The sequence below is a fragment of the Halococcus agarilyticus genome, assembly GCF_000334895.1.
Lineage (GTDB): Archaea > Halobacteriota > Halobacteria > Halobacteriales > Halococcaceae > Halococcus > Halococcus agarilyticus.
The window spans coordinates 139,918-146,612 of record NZ_BAFM01000010.1 but is presented as its reverse complement, the minus strand read 5'-3'; the positions used below and the strand labels follow the sequence as shown (position 1 = coordinate 146,612).

11 protein-coding genes and 1 pseudogene are annotated in these 6,695 nt (G+C 69.0%); 7 read left to right on the top strand and 5 right to left on the bottom strand.

What is annotated here, in order from left to right; all coding sequences use genetic code 11:
- Positions 1-160 (top strand): annotated as a pseudogene (locus tag TX76_RS18105) (DHH family phosphoesterase); the annotation flags it as partial.
- Positions 161-167: 7 nt separating this feature from the next.
- Here the strand turns inward: TX76_RS18105 and TX76_RS09970 are convergent.
- On the bottom strand, positions 168-455 hold the full coding sequence (locus tag TX76_RS09970) for a hypothetical protein (protein WP_049902200.1): 288 nt from the start codon (positions 453-455) through the stop codon (positions 168-170).
- 118 nt (positions 456-573) lie between these two features.
- On the opposite strand from TX76_RS09970, the gene TX76_RS09965 reads away from it, so the two are divergent.
- Both TX76_RS09965 and TX76_RS09960 read left to right on the top strand, forming a co-directional pair.
- The gene (locus tag TX76_RS09965; RefSeq protein WP_049902198.1) at positions 574-951 is read left to right on the top strand and encodes a helix-turn-helix domain-containing protein; all 378 of its coding nucleotides are present in this window, start codon (positions 574-576) and stop codon (positions 949-951) included.
- Between the two features lie 100 nt (positions 952-1,051).
- Positions 1,052-1,324, top strand: a complete 273-nt coding sequence (locus TX76_RS09960) for a beta/alpha barrel domain-containing protein (protein ID WP_154019048.1) — start codon at positions 1,052-1,054, stop codon at positions 1,322-1,324.
- Positions 1,325-1,363: 39 nt separating this feature from the next.
- On the opposite strand, the gene TX76_RS09955 is transcribed toward TX76_RS09960, so the two are convergent.
- From TX76_RS09955 to TX76_RS09945, 3 genes are all read right to left on the bottom strand, one after another.
- Positions 1,364-1,843 carry a DUF5807 family protein gene (locus tag TX76_RS09955; protein ID WP_049902196.1) on the bottom strand — a complete coding sequence of 160 codons (480 nt, stop codon included), beginning with the start codon at positions 1,841-1,843 and terminating at the stop codon, positions 1,364-1,366.
- Positions 1,844-1,913: 70 nt separating this feature from the next.
- Entirely contained in the window at positions 1,914-2,354 is a 441-nt protein-coding gene (locus tag TX76_RS09950; protein WP_049902194.1) for a DUF7112 family protein, read from the bottom strand.
- 2 nt (positions 2,355-2,356) lie between these two features.
- The gene (locus TX76_RS09945; protein ID WP_049902192.1) at positions 2,357-2,764 is read right to left on the bottom strand and encodes a 30S ribosomal protein S6e; all 408 of its coding nucleotides are present in this window, start codon (positions 2,762-2,764) and stop codon (positions 2,357-2,359) included.
- A 177-nt stretch (positions 2,765-2,941) separates the two neighbouring features.
- On the opposite strand from TX76_RS09945, the gene TX76_RS09940 reads away from it, so the two are divergent.
- The 4 genes from TX76_RS09940 (at position 2,942) to TX76_RS09925 (ending at position 6,444) form a co-directional block, all read left to right on the top strand.
- The gene (locus tag TX76_RS09940; RefSeq protein WP_049902190.1) at positions 2,942-4,063 is read left to right on the top strand and encodes a DUF7537 family lipoprotein; all 1,122 of its coding nucleotides are present in this window, start codon (positions 2,942-2,944) and stop codon (positions 4,061-4,063) included.
- Positions 4,064-4,233: 170 nt separating this feature from the next.
- On the top strand, positions 4,234-4,683 hold the full coding sequence (locus TX76_RS09935; RefSeq protein ID WP_049902189.1) for a hypothetical protein: 450 nt from the start codon (positions 4,234-4,236) through the stop codon (positions 4,681-4,683).
- A gap of 43 nt (positions 4,684-4,726) precedes the next feature.
- A complete protein-coding gene (locus TX76_RS09930; protein ID WP_049902187.1) occupies positions 4,727-6,124 on the top strand; it encodes a hypothetical protein in 1,398 nt (465 codons plus the stop codon).
- Entirely contained in the window at positions 6,121-6,444 is a 324-nt protein-coding gene (locus TX76_RS09925; RefSeq protein WP_049902185.1) for a DUF7410 domain-containing protein, read from the top strand. The genes TX76_RS09930 and TX76_RS09925 overlap by 4 nt, the downstream gene beginning before the upstream one ends.
- Positions 6,445-6,478: 34 nt before the next feature.
- Here the strand turns inward: TX76_RS09925 and TX76_RS18100 are convergent, their stop codons facing one another.
- Positions 6,479-6,655 (bottom strand): hypothetical protein, encoded by a 177-nt coding sequence (locus TX76_RS18100; protein WP_195156038.1) that lies wholly within the window; start codon positions 6,653-6,655, stop codon positions 6,479-6,481.
- Positions 6,656-6,695 lie beyond the last annotated feature (40 nt).

The following is a 6,695-nucleotide window of genomic DNA, read 5'->3' as shown; positions in this document are numbered from 1 at the left end:
CGACGGCGCGACACACGAGGCCGCGGGCTGCAAACCCGACATCTACGACGACATGCTGGACTACGCCCACCACTGGACGACTCGCGGCGCGACCACGAAACGGGTGATCCTCGGGGCGTTCGAGCGACTGAGTGACGAACCGGCCGAGACGGATCAGTAGACCGACTCTATCCACGAACTGCTGTTCGCAGGTTTCTGATACCGATCCAGACCGTTGTGAGGGCGGCGACGTTCAAAACGAGAAACGTCTCGGTGGCGTACTTCGCCGTCGTACAGAGAAACGTGTAGTTCACGGTCCCGTCCTGATTGAGGTGGACGGTCCCTCGTTCGCCGGAGAAACCGATGGAACAACTAACCCCCGAAAGCGGTGGATTGGCGTTGGCGGCGTACAGCACCCACAACCCAACGGGCAGGAGAACAAGCGCGAGGATCGCAGCCAAAACCCGCCGGCGCATACCGCGTTGTTCGTCTTTCTCGTCATAAGTTTTCTGTCGTCGTTGTCATAGGAAACACTAGATAGCATCGAGATCGGTACGACAAAACAGCTATTACAGAAGCACACCAAGTACAGCTATGCCGATCAGCATCGATCGGTTCGAGCACGACGAAGAACTCCGTGAACGGACGACCAGCGAGCGCGTGGTCCGATTCCTCCTCGATCACGACGATCAGGCGTTCACGCGGGGCGAACTCGCGGACGCGCTCGACGCCGACCCGAACACCGTCGGGACGAACCTCTCGCGGCTGAAAGAGCGGGAGTTGGTCCGACACCGGGAACCGTACTGGGCGATCACCGACGACCGCGAGCGCGTGGCGAGCGCGTTCGAGACCCGCGCCGAGAGCGCGTATCTCGACGAACTCCTCGGCGAGGAGGACTGGGAGGAGTGGAAAGAACACGCGGCAAGCGAGGAGGCGCTCGAACGAGCGCGCGAGGAATCGGACGACGAATGAACGCGAACGGACGGTTCCAGCGCGGCGAGATCGTCTGGGGGATCGATCCGTTCAAGGACAGCGCCGAAGCCGAACCGGAGCCGGAGCGGCCGTTCTCGTGTTGAGCAACGAGACGCACCCGTTCGCAGAGCGGCAGTTCGCGGGCGTCGCGCTCTCGACAACACCACGGGAGGAGGCGATCACCATCAGTCCCGACGACTGGACCGCCGGCGGGCTGCCGAAGCAGTCGTATGCCTACCCGTGGTTGCTGGTGACTCGCGACCGTGTCGACATCGCGGCGGTCTACGGTCGACTGCGGTCGTCCGTGGTCGACACCGTTCTCGATCGCCTCATCGACTATCTTTCGGCGCGGGATAGCGACGAAGCCGGTTGACTCGGAGCGGCAGGTATCGTCATGGGGAGACCGTCCTCGTTACTCGCCCGCCACCCACCGATCGGAGTACGCCGTTCCGCACTCACAGACCGCGTAGGCGTGGATCACGTCGCCCTCGGCGTAGATCCCGCCGGCTTCCTCGTTTCGCTCCTCGGCGAACCCGAAGACGAACCGGGGTGCGTGCTCGTCGGTCGCAGCTTCGTCGTCTCCCTCAGCCGTACCGCCCGCATCTTCCGTCGCGTCAGCGTCCGCTTCGGGACACTCGCCCTCGAACGAATCGAGATCGAGATCGCCCTCGGAGTTCATCGCCGAACTCGCGAGCGTCATCGGGTCGACGCCGGTCGCACCCTCGAACGCGCTCCGACCGCGCTCGGCTTCGAGAACGAGGACGACGCCCCGCTCGACTCCCTCGCCGTGCTGGGCGAGCGTGCCGAGGTCCGAGACCGCCGATTCCGCGATGAACAGCAGTACGTCGTCGGGGCGGTCGCCGGCGAGGAACTCCGTGCGTGCGGTGTCCATGCGAGCGCTATCCGGGCTGACGGCAAAAGCGGGCGGGTCTCGGGACGGCCGGGACGGCGGACCGTTGGCGTCAGCCGTCGCGGTCGCCGTCGAGGTCGCGTGCGATGGCGGCGAGCCCCTCGTCGGGCGGTTCGGTCGCCTCGTAGACCGCGCGCTCGCCCGGTTCGCGAACACCGTACAGGAAGCCAGGTTCGACGACGTCGACCACGACGCTCCGGCCGAGATCGATTCCCGCAGAACTGCGCCACTCGTCGAGGCGATCGGTGCCGTCGCGGTCGCGCGCGAGCCGTGCGTTGTCGTACGCGCCGGTGATCTCGCGGTCGCCGTCGAGTCCGCTCTCGATTCTGGCGTGGTGGGTCTCGCCGCCGAGCACGAGGCGGGTAGTGCCAGTCGGGAAGCGGTCGGCGTCGTCGGGGAGCGCGAGCCGTGGCCGGGAGCTCCGGCCGCGGCGGGCGAGCGTCGCCCGCACCGTCTCGACCGAGGGGTGGTCGTGCGGAACCCGCTCGGGCACGGCTACTCGTCGTCCGCGTCGTCCGCGTCGTCGTCACCGAGGAGGTCCGCGACCGCCTGATCGCCGCGGTCGGCGATGGATGCGTTGATCTGGCGGGTCTCCTCGCCGACCTCGCGCCCGCGGACGGTGATGCGCTTGCGCTCGCCCTCGCGGGTCGGCTTGAACCCAGTGCCGCCGTCGACGAGGATCGACGTGAGCGCCGGGCCCGCGACGTCCTCGCGCATCGGTCGACCGGCGGTGTCGGAGCCACCGGTGATCTCGACGGTGTAGCCGTCGAGACCCACCGCCGACCCGTCGACCTCCTCACCGATCGAGCGACCGATGAAGCGGTTCGCGTCCTGTCCGTCGACCGCGCGCTGGTGGGCCGCACCCTCCTCGGGGTCGGCCACGACGACCGTGAAGTCTGCCATGGAGGACGAAGCCGGTCGCCACTCAAAAGCGTATTGAAAGCGCTCACGGGCGAGAAGGGGCCCGAGTCCGCCCCGATCGAGGTGATGCGAGCCGAAGACGATCGAGCCGTCGTCCCCCCGGCGTGGCGGCCACGAGCGGCAGAAGGATATTTATGCGTGGGCTGGGGCGAGTAACCAATGACGCGACGGACGGTACTCGTGGTCGCGGTCGCCGCACTCGTGCTGCTCGCCGGCTGTAGTACGCTGGCGGGCAACGGGGCGAACTCGACCGAAACCACCCAGACCCCGACCGGAACGATCGCCGAGAGCGAAACGACGACAGCGACATCGACCAGCTCGACGACACCCACATCAACCGCGACGGCAACACGGACGCCGACAGCGACGCCGTCACCGACGCCAACCGCGACAGCGACGGCAACGCCCACTTCGACCCCGTCACCGACGCCGACGCCGACACCGACTCCGACGGCGACACCGACGCCAACGGCGACGCCGACCGCAACACCGACTCCCACACCAACACCAACACCGACCGCGACGCCAACACCCACTCCGACGCCAACGCCCACACCGACGCCGACCGCAACACCCACTCCAACGCCGACCGCAACACCCACTCCAACGCCGACGCCGGAGCCGGCGATCGGGCCCGAGCCGCCGCTCGACGCCGGTGCGATCGCGAGCGGCCACGTCGGCGGGCTCGAAGCGGCGGGGACGTTCACCGTCAACAGCAGCACGGCGATCCGCGGGGCGGACGGTGAGGTCGCCACCGGCGGGGCACGGGTCGACCTCGGGGCGAACACCGCCTACCAGGTCTCCCGACCGACGGCGGAGGCCACCCGGTACACCTACGCCGAGGGCGCGACGGCGTACAAGAGGAACGTCCTCGCGGCGTTCGACGAGCCGGAGTACGAGGTCGACGAGCTCGGCCGGCCTCTGGCCGAGAGCCTCCTCTCCGACCGCATCATCGCCGAGACGATCCGGGCGGTCGAGTACGAGCGCGACGGCACCGTCACGCGCGACGGCCGGCAGCTCGCGGTGTACGTCGCCAACGGGACCGACAGCGTCGACACCAGCGTGCTGTTCCGCGACGAGGAGATCACCGGGTTCAGTGCGACGCTCGTGCTCGATCCCGAGACCGGCGTCGTCCACCAGCTTCGGACCGAGCGCACGACCGACGCGGTGGGCGCGGGCGAGCCGGCGACCGTCGTGGAGAACCTGCGATTCTCGAACGTCGGCTCGACCGACGTCAGCCAGCCGGAGTGGGTCGAGGAGCTGAAAGACGACGCGAGCTGATCGGTCCCGGTCGGTTCGTCGAGTCGGGTTTTCGCCCACTCTGCGGGAAACGGCCGTTCGCTCGTCGGAGCCGGCGGGCACGGACTCGTCCGACCGGGTTCGTTCTTCGAGGGTCGACCGAAGAATGAAGTGGAGTGCCAACGAAGCTCACGCTACCGGACCGGATTCACATGGCACCACTCACCTACATCGCAAGCACCCTGGTGACCGGCCTGATCGTCGTCGGACTCGTCGCCGCGCTCGCACGCAGTCGGGAGTGGCGGAGCGCCGCCGCGACGCCCGGAGCGGTCAGAACGGGGGGCACGAGCGCGGTCACGACGCTCACCGAGACGGCACGCAGCCCGCTCGGCTGGACCGTCGCCTTCCTCGCCCTGGTCCTCGTGATCGGCGGCGGGACGATCGCGTTCATGACCGGCGCGATCCCGACGGCGGTGGGCCAGGCGCTGGGAGTGGCGCTCGTGCTCGTGGCGGCGACGGTCATGGGCGGCTATCTCTTCTGGGGCGTCTATCACTCCGCACGCTACCGCGGCATCGGGAGCGCCCAGGCGACCGGCACGGGACTGTGGGTGCTCGGCATGGTCCTGATCGTCGCGATCGTCGTGCGGCTCGCCATGGCCTGACCGCCATGCACGAGGAACCACCGAGCGGGGTCGGCGAACCCGGATGAGTCGGTCACGACCCGTCGCTCGGTCGGTTCTCGTGGTGTTTCTCGCGGCGCTTTCCGCCGGCGAGGCGGCGGCGCACGCGGGCGGGCTGAGCGGGACGTTCAGGCCCGTCGCCGTCCCGTCGTGGCTGGTGGTGGCCACCGGTGGCGGCGTCATCGGGGCCTCCTTCCTGCTCACGAGCCTCGTGACCGACCACGCCTTCATCCGCGAGGTCACCGACTGGCGTGCCGAACTTCCGATCCGGACCACGGTGCGAACCGTCGCCGTCCGTGGCGGCCGGTGGCTGAGCGTCGGCGTTCTCGCCGCGATCGTGGTGGTCGGCTGGATCGGCCCGGGAGTGGCGGCGGCGAACCTCGCCATCGTGGGGGTCTGGGCCGGCTGGTGGGCGGGCTACACGATGACCACCTACCTCGTCGGGAACACGTGGCCCGCGGTGAACCCGTGGCGAGCGCTCGCGGGGCTCGGCGCGTGGCTCCGCGACCGCATGCTCGACCGACCGATCCGGCGCTACCCAGAGCGCCTCGGCGCGTGGCCGAGCGTCGTCGGTCTCGTCGGTCTCGTCTGGCTCGAAGTCGTCAGCCCGATCGCCCAGCAGCCCCGAACCCTCGTGGCCGTGATCGCCGGCTACTCGATCGTGACGGTCGCCGGCGCAGTGATCTACGGCCGCGAGACGTGGTTCGGCGTCGTCGATCCCGTTTCTCGAGTGTTCCGGTGGTACGGGCGGGTCGCGCCGCTCCAGCGAGCAGGGAAGGGAGTCGAATTCGTGCTTCCCGGCGGCGCGCTCGCGGACGGCCGAAGCGGTGCGGACGAGACCGCGTTCGTGGTCGCGCTGCTCTGGGTCACCACCTACGACGGGCTCGTCGCGACGCCGGCGTGGGCGACGGCGATCCGCGCGGTCGTCGGCTGGGGGCTCCCGCCCTCCGTGATCTACCTCGGAACCGCGATCGCGGGCTTCGGCTGTTTCCTCTACGTCTACCGGGTCGCCGCGCGCTGGTCGCGCCGGACGGCGGACACCTACGTCACCGCCCGCTATCTCCGGGACTGGTTCGCGCCCGCCCTGGTCCCGATCGCGGCCGGCTACCACCTCGCGCACTTTCTGGGATACTTCCTCAGCCTCTCGCCGGCCCTAGTCGCGGTCGCCACCCAGCCCCTCGCGCCGCCGGCGGCCATCCGGACCCTGGTGTTGCCCGCGTGGTTCGGCACGCTCCAGCTCGTCTTCGTGCTCGCGGGCCACATGCTCGCGGTCTGGGTGGCCCACGCGCGCTCGTTCGCGCTCTTTCCCGGCCGGCTCGCCCCCATTCGGAGCCAGTACCCGTTCGTCCTCGTGATGGTGTTCTACACCGTGTTCAGCATGTGGATCGTCGGCCAACCGTACACACAGCCACCCTACCTATGACCGAACCACTCACCCCCGACAGTTCAGCGTCGCCCGATGGCCTGTCCACCCCCGACACCGCGATCCCGGACGCCGAGACGCCCGTGGCGCAGTGTCCGTACTGCTCGCGACCGTTCCGGACCGAGCGGGCGTGTACGCTCCACCTCGGGGACAGTCATCACGAGAAGTGGACCGACGACGAGCGCGCGGCCTACGGGGCCGCCGTCGACGACGAGGCCGACGACCTGTTCGTGTTCCACCTCAAGGTCGTCGGCGCGCTCAGCCTGCTGTACGCCGGGTACGTACTCGCGTACATGATCGTTCTCGGGCTGCAGGGCTGATCCGACGACGGGGAAGCGAGAGCGTGTCCGGCGTTCAGCCGTCGAGCGCCCCGACGAGGCCGGTGAGCCCGCCGACGGCGGCGAGCGCGATCACGCCACCGAGAACGATCATCGTCTCGCCGGCCCCGACCGCTTCCGCGGTCAGCAGGATCGCGAGGCCCACCACGACCCCGAGAACGGTCAGCCCGAAGAGGAGCGGCTCGCGTCGCATGGCCGACGAACGAGCCATGGTATCATAAACCACCCGATCG